This is a genomic window from Pseudanabaena sp. PCC 7367, assembly GCF_000317065.1.
In the GTDB taxonomy this organism is placed as follows: Bacteria; Cyanobacteriota; Cyanobacteriia; order Pseudanabaenales; family Pseudanabaenaceae; genus Thalassoporum; species Thalassoporum mexicanum.
Genome location: NC_019701.1, coordinates 2,876,477 through 2,892,592 on the forward strand (window position 1 = coordinate 2,876,477; position 16,116 = coordinate 2,892,592).

Consider the following 16,116-nt stretch of genomic DNA (forward strand, 5'->3'; position numbering starts at 1 on the left):
ACATTGTGAACTTGAAACAGCAGCACTTTACAAAGTTTTGTAAGCAATAACGCGCAAATTAAGACAATCTCGGCAAGAACATCGCCACCTTTAGCGGTTATCTAAAAGCTGATTTATTAGCATTTATCCATATTTATTTATGTTTAAGCATAGTCAAAATCATCTTCTTCACTGGCAAAATTACTGTAAGCTTCCATGCCATGTTCGCCAATATCCAAGCCGCGAATCTCTTCTTCGGGGGGGACACGAATGCCATCGATCAGCATACTGACTGCCCACCAACCAAATAAACTAGCCAGGACTGTAAACCCGCCCACAGAAATTACGCCCAACGCCTGAATACCTAGTTGAGTAGGATCAAAAGAGCTCATAAATAAGCCCAAACCAGGTCCAGCAGCGCCAAAGGCATCACCTTGGCTAAATAGGCCCAGCGCCAGGGTGCCCCAAATACCATTAACCAAATGTACTGACAATGCACCAACGGGATCATCAATTTCTAGCCGATCGAACAATTCCACCGCAAACACGATCGAAATCCCCGCCACAACCCCAATAATTGCGGAACTAGCCAGACTGACATAGGCACAGGAAGCAGTGATCGCCACCAGTCCGCCCAAAACGCCATTAATAATCATGGATAGGTCAGGTTTGCCATTTCTGGCCGTGGCTGTAACTGTAGCTGCTATCGCGCCAAACGCCGCCGCAATATTAGTAGTCAAAGCAATATGCCCCACAAGTGAGGCATCCATCTCCATCGTTGAGCCCGGATTAAAGCCAAACCAACCCAACCACAGCACCAAGCAACCCAATGTGGCAAAGCCCATATTGTGCCCCGGCATTGCACCCACGCCCTCTTCGCTATAGCGGCCTATTCTGGCTCCCAGCGCCGAAGCACCGATCAAAGCCGCCCAGCCACCCACCGAGTGCACCACCGTTGAACCAGCGAAATCATAGAAGCCCATGGCTAATAACCAACCGCCGCCCCAGATCCAATGGCCACCGATCGGATAAATTACCGCCACCAGCCAGAAGCTAAACAACATGAAGGCAAAGAATTTGATCCGTTCAGCAATTGCCCCAGAAACAATTGTGGCTGCGGTTCCGGCAAAAACCAGTTGAAAGAAAAATTTAATCTGGAGTGGAATACCAGTCCAATTCAGTGCGCCATACATGCCCTGATAGGCATCGTTGGTGGCTGGACTATTGTCTACACCACTAAGGAAAAAGCCATTTAAGCCAATCCAAGAATTGCCATCACTGAACATGAACGAAAAGCCCACTGCCCAGAAGGCAATACTAGAAACGGCAAATACAATCAGGTTTTTGGCCAGCAAATTAACGGCATTTTTACGTCGACAAAAACCTGCCTCTACTAGCGCAAATCCGGCATTCATGAAAAACACCAATGTGCCGGCAAAGAACGTCCAGAGTGCGTCCAGATTCACCTTGAGATCCTGAAGATTTTGAAGCTCCTCGGCGCTGATTGCGATCGTAGCTGGATCAGTCGGCACAGCTTCTTCCTGGGCGATCGCTACCCCCACCCAAAACAAGCCAATGATGACAACTAGGGGCAGGATTTGCAGCCATTGTATTTTGCTTCTGGCTCTGGGGCGGCTCGATTGCCTAGACTTGTTTGCTTGCTTGTAATCTTCTTGCCAGGGGCGATCGCCCTGTGGTTCTCCTGACTCGATCTCGATCGCATATTCTTGCCCTGAGCGCCTTGAAATATTCCTACGCTTTAACACCTTAACCAACTTCTCCTCATCTAGATACACACACCTACACACCTAATGCAATGGCTGATAAACCTGAAAGCTAACTTAATAAACGTGATATTCAGTGAATTGACCGCATTTAAGCAGCTCATACCAAGCGATCGCTGGTTTAACTCAATTAAGCTAACTATCTGGCCGAATATTACTATAAATATTACTAAAGCTTATAAACTACCAGGAAGGCATCTAAAACCCATGTTTCCGGTTATTTTTGAACTTTTTCAGAGTTGACCAGACTTCGCCTCAGCATACCTGCTATAGCAAAACCCAAACTGATATGAATTTTTGTATCGCAGGCACCTAATTAAAAATCCCAGCCACCCAATAGAGGCTATTTGCGATCGTTTTTACCTAGTGCATTTTCAAGAGACTTCTTTGGCATAGTTACCCGCAAGAGCGAGGCGCTTAAGTCTTAACTTGCACAACATCTCGATTGAAATAGCGCTAGTTAGGCCGAGAGTCAATCACTTTGATTGGCTAAAACTCTTGCTAGTCAAGCATCGTAAACATAACCCTAAATGAGTGCATCAGGATAATCACGATCGCCAAAGCCTTTGATGATTTGCCTGTGATTAGCGATCGCCTGGGCTCTCAATTATTTTGATTAGGCAACAATCCAGTTAGACCAAGCTATTCCAAATGGTTTACTGGTGTACAAAGCTTTATTTTTGACCATAGATGCACAAAACTTAGCCAGGGTCAAAATTCTGGCAACCGGCTATTTACCCTTTTTGGTATTTTCATCATGAATCGTCCGCCAACTAACTGAGCTTAGAATATATCAGCATGGCCAAAAAAACACTGCGATAAATGTATTGCTTCACCTACTCAAGAGCATTTAACTATGCTGAATTCAACAGATCTAGTCTTGTCTAGTCTTGCTGCTGGCTAACTTTTTAATTTTTTTACTGCGGAGCGTCTGAGGAGTCGATGCCCTGAGTAACAATGTTTTTGGGCAAACCAACCGTGAACTAAACTGTCGCCGTTGGGATCATTGCAGAGTCATGAAGTCAATCGAATTATTGCCATTGAATCATCATGAACTAGTTGAGGAATTACTCAGGAAAGCGACAACCTCTACATGGGCAGTTTGGGCAAACATATCGACGGGTTGCACCAAATTAATTTGATAGTTGCCGCGATCGCACAACAACTTTAGATCCCGCGCCAGGGTAGCTGGATTACAACTGATATAAACAATTTGGTGGGGGAGTTGCGGCTGACTTGTAATCTGATGTGTGGTCTGAGTTGCTTGAGTTGAATTGCCCAACAGATGCTCAATTAATTGACGATCGCAACCTTTGCGGGGTGGATCGAGCAGCAAGATATCCGGTTGAATATCTAATAAAGGCAAAATTTCTTCCGCCTTACCGGTATGGAAGCTCAGATTATTAATTTCGTTAATTGACCCATTGATTTTGGCTTGCTCGATCGCCTGGGGTTGAATTTCAATTGCGATCGCTTTTGCCACCTGTTTCGCCAACGGCAGCGTGAAAGTACCAATCCCCGCGTAGGCATCGACCAGGGTTAGCTCTTGATTGCTTGGCAGGTTTAATTGCCGCTGAATCAACGCCAGGATCGCTTCCGCCTGCTCCGTATAAATCTGGAAAAAAGTATCGGCACGCAATCGCAACATCACATCGGCAAACTTTTCAGTGAGATAGTCTTGGCCAGCCACACAAAAACTCTCCGCGCCAAAAATGGCATTGGTGCGATCGGGATTATAGTTAAGCACCACGCCAACTAGCTCAGGATAGGTTGCCAACCATTGCTCTGCTTGAGCCTGGAGGCCAGGTAAATTTTTCTCCGTCGAGATCAGCGTTAACAACACCTCGCCGTTGCTGCGCCCCACCCGCAAGCTCAGATGTCGAAGACTACCGCTGTGGGACTTTTCTTGATAAATCGACCAGCCTTGAGTAGCAATATTGTGGTCTAGATCGATCTTGATCCCTGCCAGCAGCGGATCGAGCCGCGCATCTTGCACTGGGCATTGATTCAAATTAATTAATTTATGGCTACCCTTTTGATAATAGCCAGCCTTGACTTTACCGGTAGGGGCGATCGCCAGCGGATAAGTGGCCTTATTGCGATAATGGAGCGATTCCGGTGCCGCCAGGGTTGGTTGCAAGACCTGGGCAATTAAATCCGCCGGAAATCCGCCAATTCTTTGTAATGCTTGTACCACCTGGTTTTGCTTTGCGTTTAATTGAGCCCCATAGCTAACTGCTTGCCACTGACAACCACCACATTTATCCGCCACAATACAAGCAGGGCGCACCCGATCGCCTGAGGGGGTAATAATTTCCTTGAGGATCGCATGGGCGAATTTGCGCTTTACATGGCTCACCCTGGCCAGGATGCGATCGCCAGGTACGGTATTGGCCACAAACACCGCCATATTTTCGTGGCGACCAACGCCATCGCCACTGTCGGCGAGGTTGGTGATTTCTAGTTCGATCGTCTGTCCTTGCTGCATTTTATTGACCTGAAAGGCATTATTTAACTACCAGCACGCAATCGCTTAATCTGTTGATCAGCCAGTTCCGCCCAGCGGGGTCGATTTTCGCCATTAAAATAAGCTTGAGCTTGAATAAACGCATCGATCGCGGCCTGGGTTTGTCCCTGCTTTGCCCTGGCCACACCAAGCGTAAAAAAGGCATCGGCATAGTTGGGTCTGAGTTGGGTGGCTTTTTGCAATTCAGCGATCGCTTGATCCATTTTTTCCTGGAGCAAAAATGCTGCCCCCAGATTATAGCGAGCCTGGGCATAGTTGGGATTTATTTCTAGCGCCGCTTGATAGAGCTTGATTGCCTCATCGAGATCGCCGGACTCTTGCACTAACAAGCCCAGGTTATAGTTAGTTTCCGGGGACTGGGGATAGAGTTTTTGGGCTTCACGCAAGCTAGCGATCGCCTCGGTGATCTGTCCCTGTTCTTTGTAGGCGATCCCCAGGTTATAGTGGGCGATTGGCAAATCTGGCTTAAGCTCGATCGCTCGCTGAAAATAGGCCACCGCCTGCTGAGGATTACCACCCTGTAACAAGGCCGCCCCCAAATTGCTAAAGGTCATCGGGAAAGTAGGATCTAATTCCGCCGCGCGAAAGAAAGCATTAATTGCTTCTTGGAGTTGACCAGTTTGGGCAAAGGCTAATCCTAGATTGTAGTGAGCTGCCGTCATATTCGGTTTTTTGCTGACCGCGGCCCGAAAGGCTTTGATCGCTCCTTCGACATCCCCCAAACGAATATGGGCATTACCACGCTCTAGCAATTGCTCTGCCGTTTCAGCTTGATTACTGGCTGGATTCGATTGCTTTAGCTTGTGGTGACTAGCAGTTTTGGGGTTTAGCTGGGCAATTTGCGGCGGTACTTCAAGTGCTTTGGCGGCAAATTCAACTGACAGGCTCAAATTATTATTAAGATCCAGTCCATGATTAATGTCATGAATACTTGACTGGAACAGTTGATCTGCTGGTTGCCTTAATTGATTTACCCTAACCTGATCGCCAACTTGATCGCCTAATTGCTGATTAATCTCAATCTGCGCAAGATTATTGCTCCTCTCGCTCGATCGCGCTGCCACTGGTGATGCAACGGCGATCGCCCCGCCCCAAATGCAACCAATAGATAAAGATAGTATAGATAGATTCAATCTGTTTGATATGGTCTTTGTCTTTAAGAGCTTAGTTGGCCACTTTAGCCTAATTGTTTTGTTCATCGCTAGATATCCCTTGCCAGTCATAATCCAGTCACAATCCATCACCAATTTTCAATCATTGGGGAATGTGTGTGATTTATGCCAATCCCCACCATGTTAAATAATGCCAATTTTTTCAATTTGCGATCGCTATTTACCAATTACCCAATCGCCCGATCACCCAAGCGCTGTAAAGTTAATTGCGGTTAATTACGGTTAATTGCCGTGAATCAAACCAGATCCAATCGCAATAGATCGCAATAGACTGATTGCATCAGTGCCCAGATGCCCAGATAGCATATGAGATTTTGATTAGCTGGTTTTAACCTTGCCTACAAGCGTTCTAATCTTGATCGCTGATCTCATCGGCATTGCGTCCAATCAATTAGGCTAGAGATCGCTTTTTAGCCCGATTACGATCGCATGGTCGATTAGAAAAATAGCAACAGTTGCCAAAGTTGTTGACACATTTAATTTAATAGCGCGATTGGTTAGATTAGCTGTGGGGAAGTGTATAGTTTTATACTGAAATGTCAAATTTCAATTAAGCCTCAACTTAATTATGCCGATCGTGTCAAGTCCATTATGGCTAACTTATAGACCTGATATTGACCTAAGATTAATCGGCAGGCTAATTGACGGCATAGGTAGGCATAGGTCTAAAACAGCGCTAAAACCGTTGCCAAAACCATTGCCAAAGACTACGGGGAAGACCAAACTTAAGCCTGATTGCACTCAGTTGCATTTAGTTGCATTTATTCTAGGCCACCGAAATTTGATTTGGGGATTAAGACATCTTTCCCCAACCCCAATGCACATAAAAGCTGTGCATAAAATACAATGACTAAGCGTTATGGAAAATAAATTATGGACGACAAGTTAATGTTAATGATTCCCGGTCCTACCCCGGTACCGGAAAAAGCTTTGCTAGCTCTGGCCAAATCGCCAATTGGTCACCGCAGCGGCGATTTTACTAAGGTGATGGCGGATGTAACCGATCGCCTCAAATGGTTGCACCAAACTAAAAACGAGGTTTTGTTGCTTTCCGCCAGTGGTACTGGGGCAATGGAAGCCGGAATTATAAACTTTTTGAGCAAGGGCGATCGCGTCCTGGTGGGCGAGAACGGTAAATTTGGCGAACGCTGGGGCGAAGTTTGTGATGCCTATGGCATAAACGCAGAAAGAATTAAAGCCGAATGGGGCAAACCGCTCGATCCAGAAGATTTTCGTGCCAAGCTGGAAGCCGACACCAATAAAGAAATAAAAGCAGTCATTATTACCCATAGTGAAACTTCGACCGGGGTGGTGAATGATCTGGAAACAATCAATCGTCATGTTAAAGCTCACGGCGCGTTGATTATGGTGGATGCGGTCACCAGTTTGGGGGCAATGAATGTACCGATCGATGCCTGGGAATTGGATGTGGTGGCTTCTGGCTCGCAAAAGGGCTACATGATTCCGCCGGGATTGGGGTTTGTGGCAGTGGGGCCAAAGGCCTGGGAAGCTTATAAAACTGCTGATCTGCCTAAATATTATCTGGATTTGGGAGCAGCTAAGAAGGCGATCGCCAAAAACAGCACTCCTTTCACCACTGCGGTGAATATGGTGATGGCGTTGCAGGTAAGTTTGCAAATGATGCAGGAAGAAGGCTTAGAACAAATTTTTGCCCGCCATGCCCGCCATCGGAATGCCACCAGAGCGGCGATCAAGGCAATGGGTTTGAGCTTGTTTGGACCAGATGATTGTGCTAGTGCTTCGATTACTGCCGTAGCCCCACCGGAATCGGCTCCAGCGGAAGAAATTCGCGCGATCATGAAAAAGCAGTATGACATCATCCTGGCTGGCGGCCAAAGCCAGTTAGCAGGCAAAATCTTCCGGATTGGTCATCTGGGCTTTGTTTGCGATCGGGATATTCTTACTGCGGTTAGTGCGATCGAATCAGCTCTGCAACAGCTTGGCCATAATTCATTCACACCTGGGGCAGGCACAAAAGCGGCGATCGAAGTGTTTTCGGCGTAGGTAGCACAAACATTTTTTGATTCTTTAGCTTAAGCGGCACATCTATATTGTAAGAAAACTCCAACAGATTCATGCTGCTAATAATTGCTAATTAGTTTCAGGGTAGATCTGCGGATCTACTTTTTTGTTGAGAAGCGTTTAATTTGTTACCTCTCTATTCGTCAAGACCACGATAAAGTTCAGCAATTGCAAATTCCAGGCCAATGCTTGGCAAGACAACGCGATCGCCCACTCCGTAAACCACTGTTTCCCAGGTGTTTGTAGTCGTGCGGCGACGACATTCTATGCGCTGATTCTCCTGGGAAATCAAAACATATTCTGCCAAAGATTCAAGCCGTTGATAATCGTCAAATTTTTCACCTAAGTCAAAGGCTTGGGTGCTGGGTGAAAGGACTTCAGCGATCAATTTAGGATATCGCTTGATATAGCGGTCGTTGCGATCGCGTGGATCACAAGTGACAAATGCATCGGCATAGTAATAAAACTGATCTAGATAATTAACCTTGACGTTGCCGGAATAAAAACGACAATTGGAAGGGGTTCCGAAGTGATTATCAATCAACTTAAGTAAGTTGAACGTGATGCGATCGTGATTATCCGTACCTCCAGCCATCGCATAGACTAAGCCGCGACGATACTCATGGCGGATCGGGCTTTTGGGTTCGATGTCGAGATATTCTTCAGGGCTGATGTAGTTCGGGACAGCAAGCATTGTTTTGTCTCTGAATAACACCTCGTTGACTCTATTGTAGCGATATTGTATCGATCAGCGATCGCACTACTCGCACTACTGCAATAGATTGTCTGGCGAGCGATCCGGCACTACACACCGCAATAGGGGCTCTGGAATGAAGTTGCCGATTTAATTTTCGACTTGCCCAAGCAAACCGCGAAATGTGGTTTAGAAGATGTTACTTGACCAATTTAAATATGAGGGATCATGATCTAGTCTAGGTCTTGATTCGATTGAGTCATTATCATCATAATTTTTATAGTTGACCATTAGTGTTGGCCATTATTGACCATTAGTACGGATAGTACGGGGAATTTGCTCAAGCGCATTTCAATAGCTAATGTCACCCTTTGGAGGCTTCGATGAAAATACTGCCGCTTAACGTAACGGCCTACAAACAAACGCCTGTGTTTACCGAAAATACAATCCCGGCGGGGATGCTCCACCATCACACCACAAAGAAGGATAGCTGGGGTAAAATTTGTGTCCAGTCTGGTCAATTACGCTATCACATCCTCACCGATCCCTCTGAAGAGCATGTGATCACGCCCGATAACCCAGGTATTATCGAGCCTCAAACCCCACATAAAGTCGAATCGATGGGGTCAGTGGAATTTTTTGTGGAGTTCTATCACTAATTCATAAGTTATCCTGTTGCCGGTTCAAAATCCCCACCAGAGCCATAATGCCAGGCCGCGATCCTTTGCTGCCACTTAAATTGCTGTTGGGGCGAAAGGCTCTTGATTAAGTTAGCGGCGCGATCGCTTGCTTGGGGCTTATAGGGCAATAAACTGTTTAGCAAACTATAGCCACCCAAGCCCAGAAAATGTTTGCTCCAGCTCAACAACTCACCAATTCCCACTTGACCAACGATCTTGGCGACCAGAATCGGATCTTTGAAATACATACTCAGCATCGCCTGGGTCAGTCCGGAAAACTGCACCACATCTTGCAAGAAGGGCTTTAGCACCGGTTCCCCCAGTTTTTCCATACATTCAAATACAGTCGAGAGTAGATAATTAATCCGATCGCCCTCTATGTTCTCGTTAACGCCTACGCTCATTGTTTTCTGAAACAGCCAGGTCACCGAGATATTGGGTTGATAGGGCTGCAACAGTTGTAAATCACTTTCAGCCAGGGAATTACTAGCCAGAGCGCGATCGATGCCCTGGGTTAGCCTACTCAAATGTCGCACCATTGCGCCAAACCCACCAAAGCTGAGCGGGGATTGGCTGCCACTGCTATCGCCCACCTGAAGAATGCGCGGCCAGGCGATCGGCAAGGGGGCTTGTTTGTAGGCGGGGAAAAAGCCATAGAGCGATCGTTGCGGTTGAATTTGGTCTAGCTCTACATCCTGATATTTGGGTAGCCAATGTAAATAGTCGGCGAATAAATCCGAGAAGCTAGGGCGATCGGGGTGGGCATCCACGTAGGTAAACATGTAGGTGGTGCGTCCATCCCTGGCGGGGAAAGCCTCCCAGAAATACTGGCACTGGTTAATAATCGGCGTGAAGGTATAGATTAAATCACCATAGTCTTTGGTGGGGATGCCCTGGGCACAGGTGCCAACCACCATACAGACCCCATCTGGCCTGATGTTGCCTGTGGTTTGCGATCGAGCCTGACGGGCGATCGGTGAAAAATGCCCCATCACATCCAGTAGCAATCGGCCGGAGATTGTGGCTATTTTTGATTGCGAGTCCGGCTGATCCGGTTGATTTAATTGATAGCTAACTTTTACGCCATCGGAATGCACAGTCGCAGTTTGGAATGCTGCATATTCCAGGAGTTTGCCACCATGCGCTAAAAATTGTTGCTTCAGCGTTTCCAGCAAGAACACCGGATCAACGCCAATATTCAGCACATCCCTAACCCAAAGCTCCTTACCGCCATTAAACCCCACCCGTCCAGGATTATAAGTAGTGGCGATCGCCTGATCTAGCTGCTCTGGTGTGAGCAATTCTAGATCAACAAAAGTTTGTAATTCCTGGCGGGAAATATTCCATTCCTGCGCTCTGCCCTGTAATTTGCCTTTCTCTAGTAAAGCGACACGCCAGCCCAGTTTAGCCAAAGCTGTCCCCATAAAGATTCCCAGCGTGCCACCACAAACCAGCACATCAACATCTAATTCACCGATCGCTTCGTTGCTTTTTTGCACAACTTCCGGCGTGGAGATATTACCAGTGCGGTAGGCTTGCCAGAAAGCATCAGCACGCTTTAATGATTCGAGCGCATTTTGCTCAGGCACTTTAGCAAGAAAGTTGGCGATCGTAGTTGAATCAGACATTTGGGAACCAAGAGATATTAGAGATACTAGAGATATTAAGGATAATGGCGATCGGCTATTTAATAACGACCTATCAAGATCTACTTATTTAGAAGCAGGCATTTTGCTGCCCCCAGACCGATACGCTTGCATCTTAACAAATTGTAATATTTTAGCTAGACCAGCAAGATAGATATTAATTATGTCCCAAGCTCAAACCAAAGCAGAAATTCAACCCAAATCGATCGATGAGATGATCGAGATTGTGATCGCTGATTATGCCAAATTCCCGGAAGCGCAAACCTATGCGATCTATGCAGAAGATGTATATTTTAAAGATCCAGTGTATGAGTTTCGGGGGCTAAAGCAATATCAAAAAATGATTGGCTTTATTACCAAGTGGTTTGCCAACCTCAACCTAGCCTTGCACACGATCGAGGAAGTGGAAACCAGTCAATCGAACCCAACTGAGGGCGTGACCACGATCAAAACCGAATGGACAATGAGTTGGAATTCACCGATGCCCTGGAAGCCTAGGATTTCCGTGGATGGTTGGAGTGAGTTGGGTATTAATCATCAAGGTCAAATCATTTCCCATGTGGATTACTGGCATTGCACTAAATGGGATGTGGTAAAGCAGCATATTCCTTTTCTGAGCAATTCCTGAGCAATTCTCAGTAAGCAATCTTTAGCAATCTTTGAGATCTTTAGTATATCGATCGCATTGCCTGAATCCGGCTGGCTAATTAAACTGGGTCAAGAGATTTAAGCAATTATTTAGTAAATTAGAGAATAGATCGCAAATAAAGCAATTTTGAAAGTATTTCTTTTGATCTTGCTGAATCGCTCATCCCGTTTAGACCGCTTTATTTAATCAATACTAAATTAATCAACAATTGAATTAAACAACTCTATGGATATTGCCCTTCCGCCCAGCCAGATTTTGCTCTATGGCATTGTGGCCGCTGCCGCTTTGATCTATTTACCCGCCTATGCTGTGGTTGCCTATGGTAGATTCCAGGTGGGGATGGACTTCGGCGCACCACGATCGCTGTTTGAGAAGCTGCCCGACTATGCCAAACGAGCCACCTGGGCACACCAGAACTGCTTTGAATGCTTTGCTTTGTTCGTGGCCGCAGCCCTGATGGTGTATGTGTCGGGGCATGCTTCGGCCTATACTTCCTGGGCGGTGCTGGTGTTTTTGATGGCCAGGTTTGCCTATAGTGTTTTTTATATTTTGAATGTGCCAGTGATGCGATCGATGATGTGGGCAATCGGCATGGCCTCGATCGCTGGCTTGATGGCCACTAGCCTTTGGGGCAATCTGCTTTAATTATTTTTAGATCACAAATTTAACTAACTTTACTAATTTTAGAAACCTTATAATTTATAAATAAAAAAGCTGTAATCTCCAAAATTAAAACAACTATTAATTTAAGTACCTATAAATACCTATGGACCCGGCCACAATTAATTGCCAAGAAGCCTGCGTAAATGGCTGCGTGTTGGGCGATCGCTGCCCCAATTTGAAGTACCTGGAAGAAACGCGGAAGTTTTTACAGGAAAAATCGATCGACGAAATGATCAATATCGCCGCAAATCGGTTTGCACCCCCACCAGATATAGAAGCTCAGGATTCGCAAGAGCCTAACCCTGATCACAATGGCAATTTTATGTAGAAGTTGCTACATATAAGTTTTATCAGCCAATCTAAGCGATCTAAACCTAGACCTGGCCATATAACCGTTGAAATCGCCTTTGAAACTTGACCAGCGATTTGAAGTAGTTGATGCCATATTGATATTCCAGCCGATCGCCAGCTTCGAGATCGTAGTCGAGCAGCAAATCCAGCTCATGGAGATTAAACTCGATCTCCTGGTACATTTGCCAGTTCTCGGCCAGGGCAAGTCGCTCTAGCACGTCATAATTCAATTCCGGCACCCGTTGTGGATATAACTTTAGCGCCATTTCCAGCAGGGCTTTGATCTCCAACAACATCTTTTGCTGGGGTGATTGTTTTAGTTGCGATTGCATTATTTTTTCGATCGCTCAGTTCTCAATAAGTAAAACCACAATTATATAGATTAAATTGATTATCCGGCGGCAGCAATAATCTGATCATCGATCGCAAAGTCGATTTCTTGCTCATGGCGACCGGAGGGCACATAGTCCTGTTTGAAGGAAGTTTCTAGACCTTCGACCAGATCAAATTCTGGCTCCCAATCGAGATCGAGTAGGGCTTTATCGATCGCGGTGAAGAAATGCTGCAACCGAAACGGGAAGGCTTTTTTCTTGCCAAAGTCAAAGTCCTTGGGGTTGTAGTAAACAAATTGCAGCTTGTCGGGGTCTTTGCCAATCGCCTGGGCGCAAAGCTTAGCAATCCCGCTGTAGGTAACATAGCGAATGTCGGAGATGTTATAAATTTCGCCGTAGGTTTTGGGTTGCTTGAGTACCGCTGCCATCGCCGCCGCTAAGTCCTCTACATGGCCTAGTTGGGTAATAAATTGACCATTGCCAGGGATCGGCACGGGGCGATCGCGCACGATCCGATCGAAGAACCAGGCTTCTACGTCGTTGTAGTTGCCGGGGCCATAGATATAGGTGGGGCGAATTGAGGTGAAGGGGAAGCCTTCGGCGCTGTAGAGTTTTTTGAGGTAGGCTTCGGTGTGTAGTTTGCCTTTGTGGCGACTTTCGGGGTTGGTGGGGTCTTCTTCAAAATAAGGTAATGTCTCGGATTCTTGATATACGCCGGCGGAACTCATGTAAATGAAGTGGCGGATGCGATCGCGGAACATGTCAACGATCGGTTTGGTGTCGCTGAGTTCGCGGCCGCTGTTGTCGAAGATGGCATCGAAGGACTGGCCGCTGAGTTTTTCTTTGAGCTGTTGGATGTCTTTGCGATCGCCCTGGATCATCTTCACGCCTGCGGCTGGGGCGGGGCGATTGCCGCGATTGAATAGGACTACTTCATGACCAAGCGAGATCAGGTTTTGGGTGAGCGCTACGCCCACGAACCTGGTGCCACCCATTATCAATATTCTCATGGTTGCTCTGTTTTGAGTTTTTCCAACTTTGCCTCAACTTTTAAATATTAAGGTGTTTTGGTTTTTTTGGCTGTTTTTATTGTGGGGTGTTTTCTTCGGGGCGGTCATTATCGTCGTCAGTTGCTTCTGTGCTGTTCTGCTCTTTCCATAGCTCCCAAAATGCATCTGGCACATTTATTGCATCTTCCAAATTCTTCACACCTTTAAGTACAGTATTGGCTTTGCTGACACGTACATCAGTAAGATCTGCTTCAGAAAGATCGGCATTACTGAGATTAACAAGGGAAAGGTTAACGCCCCTTAAATTAGCAGCTACCAGATTTGCATCGCTAAAATTAGCAGCGAGGGCTGCTCCTTCAAGTTGTGTGCATTTTAACGTAGCGCCCATGAAATCTGCACCGAAAAGAATTGCATTATTTAGTTTTGCATATGTAAGATCTGCCTCGATAAACTTGGCTTCGCAAAGGTGGGCATCAATAAACTCCGCATCAACTAAGCTAGCAAAGCTAAAGTTCGCGTATTTGCAATAAGAATTATTGAAATTAGCGTACTCTAATTTTGCATCTGTAAAGTTAGCTTCATTAAATTCAGAGTTAGGGACTTGCAAACAACTAAGTTCAGCGTAAGGTAATTCGATAGCATTAAATGAAATACCATCTGAGTATAGATCCTCAAGAGCTTTGCGACGAGCGTAGCTTGTTCCAATCCATTTAGCATTATCTATAACTTGCCAAGCCTCATAATGCCTTCTCTTTTTGCGCTCATTTGACTCCAAGATGTAAAGCCAAATACCAGAAATAAGCGAAAGAGTTCTTAGACTATCTAAATCGATTAAATCTAAGACACTGGTATATTTAGGGTTTGGTTTATTAGTAAATGGTAAAAGCCATTTCTCAAAATAATAAAAAGCGACAATTGAAATGGCTGCAAATATGATTGAACAGATGATGCGTTGCCATTGAGTCTTAATAACATGCTCTTTAAATTGTTTCTCGCATTGAGACCACAATTTAGACTGCCAAGATTCCTTTTTTTTATTTTCTGGCTTTTCTGGTTCTGGCATTATTTTTTTTTAGTAGACAGATTTAAAAACCCCTTAATTTGTTCAGCCGTACCAAAACTCCTCTTCACACAATCCCCCAGCGCCACGCCACCAATAAAATTAGCACTCACAAACAACCCAGGATGATTAGCCAGATCCCTTTCAACCCGCGCCAATCGATCGAGGTGACCGACCTCATACTGCGGGATCGCCCGTTGCCACAAATGCACCGCCAACACCTTCGGTTCGATCGTGGTGTCTGGTTTCAGCAACGTTTGCTTCAGGTCACTATGCACCGCCTGAGCTATTTCAGGTTCAGATAGATCGGCAATGCCAGTATCCAACGACCCACCAATAAAATTCAGCAGCAGATGATAGCCAGCCGGAGCGCGATCGCTAAACAAACTCGATCCCCAGATCGTGCCCAACGTACGGATGCCCTGACTACGCGGGATCAAATTACCAAACCCATTCATATCCCGTTTCATCGCCGCATCCGGATACCCCAACACCACACAGGCCACTGGCGGGTAATAAATCTCACCCAAAGATTGAGCTGCATCAGGGGCAATATCTTGCAGCAGCATACTGGAAACATAGGCAGGCGTAGTAAGGAGCAAAGCCCGCGCCGTGATCGTTTCGATCCCGTGGGGTGTCTCATAGGTGGCGCTATATGTCCCATCAGAGTTGGGCTGGATTTTGTCCAACCGCCATTGCAATCGCACCTCATGACCTTTGTCGATTAAATCTTCGGCGATCGCCCTGGGCAGAGCCTCAATCCCATTTTTAAATGATCCCAACTGTCCTGGCTTGGTTTTGGGGATCTCCTGGCGATCGTAAATATTTGCTGGCTGGTTGGTTTGCGCCTTCTCTTGCTTGCGCTTGGCCAACCGCGACAGGATCGCCCCCGCCACCAGACCATTGTAGTTTTTTTCTAACCGGAAAATCTTGCCAAATGCCGCCGCCGCACTCAGCTTGTCCGTATTGCCTGCATAAACCCCAGAGATGAACGGTACTACCAGCCGATCGACCACCTCTTGCCCCAGATGCCGCTTAAAAAACTGCGCCACAGTTTCTTCCCCCGCTGCCGCTGGTCGCACAAAGCCGATCGCCCCCAGGAAAGCCCTTAGCTTGCCCTTGATCGTTAATAAATTAAATTTGGTTAGCAGCTGCGGTGACATGGGCAGAGCATTTAACTTCCCATTCCAGAACACAAACCTGGGCAACTTGCCATCCGCAAATACTAATTCATCCTTTAGCCCCACCGCCGCCGCCAGTTTGAGTAGCTCTGGGGCTGGCTGAAAGCTATTGGGCCCTTCTTCCCATTGAAAACCTACTTCATCCCGCTGCGAGACGATCGCCCCGCCCACCCGATTTTGTGCCTCGGTGACGATAATCCTGAGCTGGTTTGACCCATTAGCCTCAGCGACAGAATTGCTGGCCAGGTCATGAGCCACGGTGAGGCCACTGATCCCAGCGCCAACTACCAACAGGTCGATCGGTGAGCCAGCATGATTATGGTTGGACATAGTTAGTTAATTGTT

The 16,116-nt window shown here is 46.4% G+C and carries 14 protein-coding genes; 5 read left to right on the forward strand and 9 right to left on the reverse strand.

Annotated features, from left to right (window positions below; translation table 11 throughout):
* Window positions 1-143: 143 nt before the first annotated feature.
* The 3 genes from PSE7367_RS11395 to PSE7367_RS20470 all read right to left on the reverse strand — a co-directional run bounded on the left by PSE7367_RS11395 (window position 144) and on the right by PSE7367_RS20470 (window position 5,423).
* Complete coding sequence (locus PSE7367_RS11395; protein ID WP_264314144.1) at window positions 144-1,745, reverse strand: ammonium transporter; 1,602 nt, start codon at window positions 1,743-1,745, stop codon at window positions 144-146.
* Between the two features lie 1,066 nt (window positions 1,746-2,811).
* Entirely contained in the window at window positions 2,812-4,251 is a 1,440-nt protein-coding gene (gene rlmD, locus PSE7367_RS11405) for a 23S rRNA (uracil(1939)-C(5))-methyltransferase RlmD (protein ID WP_015165496.1), read from the reverse strand.
* Between the two features lie 23 nt (window positions 4,252-4,274).
* Window positions 4,275-5,423: a tetratricopeptide repeat protein gene (locus tag PSE7367_RS20470; protein WP_198013411.1), complete on the reverse strand. Its 1,149-nt coding sequence runs from the start codon at window positions 5,421-5,423 to the stop codon at window positions 4,275-4,277.
* A gap of 912 nt (window positions 5,424-6,335) precedes the next feature.
* Between PSE7367_RS20470 and PSE7367_RS11415 the strand changes: the two genes are divergently transcribed.
* On the forward strand, window positions 6,336-7,487 hold the full coding sequence (locus PSE7367_RS11415; protein WP_015165498.1) for a pyridoxal-phosphate-dependent aminotransferase family protein: 1,152 nt from the start codon (window positions 6,336-6,338) through the stop codon (window positions 7,485-7,487).
* Between the two features lie 154 nt (window positions 7,488-7,641).
* Here PSE7367_RS11415 and PSE7367_RS11420 read toward each other — a convergent pair whose 3' ends face one another.
* A complete protein-coding gene (locus PSE7367_RS11420; protein WP_015165499.1) occupies window positions 7,642-8,199 on the reverse strand; it encodes a Uma2 family endonuclease in 558 nt (185 codons plus the stop codon).
* Between the two features lie 383 nt (window positions 8,200-8,582).
* On the opposite strand from PSE7367_RS11420, the gene PSE7367_RS11425 reads away from it, so the two are divergent.
* Window positions 8,583-8,858, forward strand: coding sequence for a DUF1971 domain-containing protein (locus PSE7367_RS11425; RefSeq protein WP_015165500.1), 276 nt, complete (start codon window positions 8,583-8,585; stop codon window positions 8,856-8,858).
* Between the two features lie 8 nt (window positions 8,859-8,866).
* Here the strand turns inward: PSE7367_RS11425 and PSE7367_RS11430 are convergent, their stop codons facing one another.
* Window positions 8,867-10,507, reverse strand: a complete 1,641-nt coding sequence (locus PSE7367_RS11430) for an FAD-dependent monooxygenase family protein (RefSeq protein ID WP_015165501.1) — start codon at window positions 10,505-10,507, stop codon at window positions 8,867-8,869.
* A gap of 181 nt (window positions 10,508-10,688) precedes the next feature.
* Here PSE7367_RS11430 and PSE7367_RS11435 point away from each other — a divergent pair, with 181 nt between their 5' ends.
* From PSE7367_RS11435 to PSE7367_RS11445, 3 genes are all read left to right on the forward strand, one after another.
* The gene (locus tag PSE7367_RS11435) at window positions 10,689-11,153 is read left to right on the forward strand and encodes a DUF2358 domain-containing protein (protein WP_015165502.1); all 465 of its coding nucleotides are present in this window, start codon (window positions 10,689-10,691) and stop codon (window positions 11,151-11,153) included.
* Between the two features lie 246 nt (window positions 11,154-11,399).
* Window positions 11,400-11,819 carry an MAPEG family protein gene (locus tag PSE7367_RS11440; RefSeq protein WP_015165503.1) on the forward strand — a complete coding sequence of 140 codons (420 nt, stop codon included), beginning with the start codon at window positions 11,400-11,402 and terminating at the stop codon, window positions 11,817-11,819.
* 121 nt (window positions 11,820-11,940) lie between these two features.
* Window positions 11,941-12,165, forward strand: coding sequence for a hypothetical protein (locus PSE7367_RS11445; protein ID WP_015165504.1), 225 nt, complete (start codon window positions 11,941-11,943; stop codon window positions 12,163-12,165).
* Window positions 12,166-12,211: 46 nt separating this feature from the next.
* On the opposite strand, the gene PSE7367_RS11450 is transcribed toward PSE7367_RS11445, so the two are convergent.
* The 4 genes from PSE7367_RS11450 to hemG all read right to left on the reverse strand — a co-directional run bounded on the left by PSE7367_RS11450 (window position 12,212) and on the right by hemG (window position 16,101).
* Window positions 12,212-12,520: a hypothetical protein gene (locus PSE7367_RS11450; protein ID WP_015165505.1), complete on the reverse strand. Its 309-nt coding sequence runs from the start codon at window positions 12,518-12,520 to the stop codon at window positions 12,212-12,214.
* A 59-nt stretch (window positions 12,521-12,579) separates the two neighbouring features.
* Window positions 12,580-13,530, reverse strand: a complete 951-nt coding sequence (locus PSE7367_RS11455) for an NAD-dependent epimerase/dehydratase family protein (protein ID WP_041698440.1) — start codon at window positions 13,528-13,530, stop codon at window positions 12,580-12,582.
* Between the two features lie 76 nt (window positions 13,531-13,606).
* Window positions 13,607-14,593, reverse strand: coding sequence for a pentapeptide repeat-containing protein (locus tag PSE7367_RS11460; protein WP_015165507.1), 987 nt, complete (start codon window positions 14,591-14,593; stop codon window positions 13,607-13,609).
* Window positions 14,593-16,101 (reverse strand): protoporphyrinogen oxidase, encoded by a 1,509-nt coding sequence (gene hemG, locus PSE7367_RS11465; protein ID WP_015165508.1) that lies wholly within the window; start codon window positions 16,099-16,101, stop codon window positions 14,593-14,595. Before hemG ends, PSE7367_RS11460 begins: the two co-directional genes overlap by 1 nt.
* Window positions 16,102-16,116 lie beyond the last annotated feature (15 nt).

Coding starts and splice junctions, on each gene's coding strand:
- rlmD (WP_015165496.1), bottom strand. CDS start 4,251: ATGCAGCAAGGACAGACGATCGAACTAGAAATCACCAACCTCGCCGAC.
- PSE7367_RS11445 (WP_015165504.1), top strand. CDS start 11,941: ATGGACCCGGCCACAATTAATTGCCAAGAAGCCTGCGTAAATGGCTGC.
- PSE7367_RS11460 (WP_015165507.1), bottom strand. CDS start 14,593: ATGCCAGAACCAGAAAAGCCAGAAAATAAAAAAAAGGAATCTTGGCAG.
- PSE7367_RS11425 (WP_015165500.1), top strand. CDS start 8,583: ATGAAAATACTGCCGCTTAACGTAACGGCCTACAAACAAACGCCTGTG.
- PSE7367_RS11440 (WP_015165503.1), top strand. CDS start 11,400: ATGGATATTGCCCTTCCGCCCAGCCAGATTTTGCTCTATGGCATTGTG.
- PSE7367_RS11420 (WP_015165499.1), bottom strand. CDS start 8,199: ATGCTTGCTGTCCCGAACTACATCAGCCCTGAAGAATATCTCGACATC.
- hemG (WP_015165508.1), bottom strand. CDS start 16,101: ATGTCCAACCATAATCATGCTGGCTCACCGATCGACCTGTTGGTAGTT.
- PSE7367_RS11430 (WP_015165501.1), bottom strand. CDS start 10,507: ATGTCTGATTCAACTACGATCGCCAACTTTCTTGCTAAAGTGCCTGAG.
- PSE7367_RS11455 (WP_041698440.1), bottom strand. CDS start 13,530: ATGAGAATATTGATAATGGGTGGCACCAGGTTCGTGGGCGTAGCGCTC.
- PSE7367_RS11415 (WP_015165498.1), top strand. CDS start 6,336: ATGGACGACAAGTTAATGTTAATGATTCCCGGTCCTACCCCGGTACCG.
- PSE7367_RS11435 (WP_015165502.1), top strand. CDS start 10,689: ATGTCCCAAGCTCAAACCAAAGCAGAAATTCAACCCAAATCGATCGAT.
- PSE7367_RS11450 (WP_015165505.1), bottom strand. CDS start 12,520: ATGCAATCGCAACTAAAACAATCACCCCAGCAAAAGATGTTGTTGGAG.